The sequence below is a fragment of the Rheinheimera pacifica genome (genome assembly GCF_024809855.1).
GTDB classification, from domain to species: Bacteria; Pseudomonadota; Gammaproteobacteria; order Enterobacterales; family Alteromonadaceae; genus Alishewanella; species Alishewanella pacifica_A.
In genome coordinates, this window is sequence record NZ_JANUEM010000031.1 from 1 (window position 1) to 2,493 (window position 2,493).

At 62.7% G+C, this 2,493-nt stretch carries 4 protein-coding genes; all 4 read left to right on the forward strand.

The features are described 5' to 3' along the window. A partial coding sequence (gene merT / locus M2404_RS20210) for a mercuric ion transporter MerT (protein WP_259241817.1) occupies window positions 1-321 on the forward strand: 321 nt, incomplete at its 5' end. 15 nt (window positions 322-336) lie between these two features. Next, window positions 337-621: a mercury resistance system periplasmic binding protein MerP gene (gene merP, locus M2404_RS20215; protein WP_215399498.1), complete on the forward strand. Its 285-nt coding sequence runs from the start codon at window positions 337-339 to the stop codon at window positions 619-621. Window positions 622-648: 27 nt separating this feature from the next. After that, entirely contained in the window at window positions 649-1,056 is a 408-nt protein-coding gene (gene merC, locus M2404_RS20220; protein WP_000522993.1) for an organomercurial transporter MerC, read from the forward strand. 38 nt (window positions 1,057-1,094) lie between these two features. Then, the coding region (gene merA, locus M2404_RS20225; protein WP_259241818.1) for a mercury(II) reductase at window positions 1,095-2,493 on the forward strand (1,399 nt) is incomplete at its 3' end.

A 2,493-nucleotide genomic window follows, 5' to 3' on the forward strand; every position in this document is an offset into this window, starting at 1 on the left:
CTCTTTGCCGGTGGGCTGGCCGCCATTCTTGCGTCGGCCTGCTGCCTGGGGCCGCTGGTTTTGATCGCCTTGGGGTTCAGCGGGGCATGGATCGGCAACCTGACGGTGCTGGAACCCTATCGCCCGATCTTCATCGGCGCAGCGCTGGTCGCGCTGTTTTTCGCCTGGCGGCGCATCTACCGCCCGGCGCAAGCCTGCAAACCGGGTGAGGTCTGCGCGATTCCCCAAGTGCGAGCTACTTACAAGCTCATTTTCTGGATCGTGGCCGCGCTGGTCCTGGTCGCGCTCGGATTTCCCTACGTCATGCCATTTTTCTATTAATCACAGGAGTTCATCATGAAAAAATCGTTTGCCTTTATCACCCTCGTCGCCCTCGCTACTGTTGCTTTTCCTTTGTGGGCCGCGACCCAGACAGTCACGCTGTCCGTACCCGGCATGACCTGCCCCACCTGCCCGATCACCGTCAAAATGGCGATTTCCAGGATTGAAGGCGTTGATAAAGTTGACGTTACCTTCGAACCACGCGAAGCGGTTGTCACCTTCGATGATACCAAGACCAGTGTGCATGAGTTGATCAAGGCCACTGGCGATGCGGGCTATCCGTCCAGCGTCAAGCAGTGAGCCACTGAACCCGAACCTGGGGCGATCATGGGACTGATTACACGCATTGCCGACAAGGCTGGCGCGCTTGGCAGCGTTGTTTCCGCGATGGGATGCGCTGCCTGTTTCCCGGCTATCGCCAGCCTGGGCGCGGCCATCGGCCTTGGCTTTCTACAGGAATACGAAGGGTTGTTTATCTCCAAGCTGCTGCCGCTGTTCGCAGTCGTGGCTTTGCTGGCGAATGCACTGGGCTGGCTGAGTCATCGGCAATGGTACCGCAGCCTGCTCGGGATGGTCGGCCCAGCCATCGTGCTGGCGGCCATGCTCTTGTTTTTTGGCAATTGGTGGACGGCGAACCTCCTCTATGTCGGTCTGGCCTTGATGATCGGGGTGTCGATCTGGGATCTGCTCTCACCGGCCAACCGCCGCTGCGAACTACCACCCAAACACGGCTAACTGCATTGGCAATTGCCGAAACGAAAAGGAACGATGCAATGTATTTGAATATCACCGGAATGACCTGCGACTCGTGCGCGACACATGTCAAGGACGCCCTGGAGAAAGTGCCGGGCGTGCTGTCGGCGCTCGTGTCCTACCCGAAAGGCTCCGCGCAACTCGCCACCGATCCCGGCACCTCGCCAGAGGCGCTGACCGCCGCTGTGGCCGGCCTCGGCTACAAGGCCACACCCGCCGATGCCCCATCCACTTCAGCGCGGGGCAGACTGCTTGGCAAGGCGCTGGGATGGCTGGGCGGTGGCGACAAGGCTGGTGGTGATGGGGACGGACTGCACGTCGCCGTTATTGGCAGCGGCGGAGCCGCGATGGCGGCGGCGCTGAAGGCCGTCGAGCAAGGTGCGAACGTCACGCTGATCGAGCGCGGCACCATCGGCGGTACTTGCGTCAATGTCGGCTGCGTGCCGTCCAAGATCATGATCCGCGCTGCCCATATCGCCCATTTGCGCCGTGAAAGCCCATTCGACAGTGGCATCGCGGCGACTGTGCCTGCGATTGATCGCAGCAAACTACTGGCCCAGCAGCAGGCGCGCGTCGATGAGCTGCGCCACGCCAAGTACGAAGGCATCCTGGACAGCAACCCGGCCATCACCGTGCTGCATGGTGAAGCGCGTTTCAAGGACGACCAGAGCCTTGCCGTCCGTTTAAACGATGGCGGCGAGCGTGTGGTGGCGTTCGACCGCTGCCTGGTCGCCACGGGTGCCAGCCCGGCCGTGCCGCCGATTCCGGGCCTGAAAGAGTCACCCTACTGGACTTCCACCGAGGCCCTGGTCAGCGACACCATTCCCGAGCGCCTGGCCGTGATCGGCTCGTCTGTGGTGGCGCTGGAACTGGCGCAAGCCTTTGCCCGGCTGGGCAGCAAAGTGACGATCCTGGCACGCAGCACGCTGTTCTTCCGCGAAGACCCGGCCATCGGCGAGGCCGTTACAGCCGCGTTCCGTGCCGAAGGGATCAAGGTATTGGAACACACGCAAGCCAGCCAGGTCGCGCATGTGGACGGCGAATTCGTGCTGACCACCGGGTACGGTGAAATACGCGCCGACCAGCTGCTGGTCGCCACTGGCAGGGCACCGAACACGCGCAGCCTGGCATTGGAAGCGGCGGGAGTCGCTGCCAATGCGCAGGGGGCCATCGTCATCGACAAGGGCATGCGCACCAGTACGCCACACATTTATGCGGCTGGCGACTGCACCGACCAGCCTCAGTTCGTCTATGTGGCGGCAGCGGCCGGCACCCGTGCTGCGATCAACATGACTGGCGGCGATGCGGCCCTGGACCTGACCGCAATGCCGGCCGTGGTGTTCACCGACCCGCAGGTCGCCACCGTGGGCTACAGCGAGGCGGAAGCACATCACGACGGGATCGAGACCGACAGTCGCA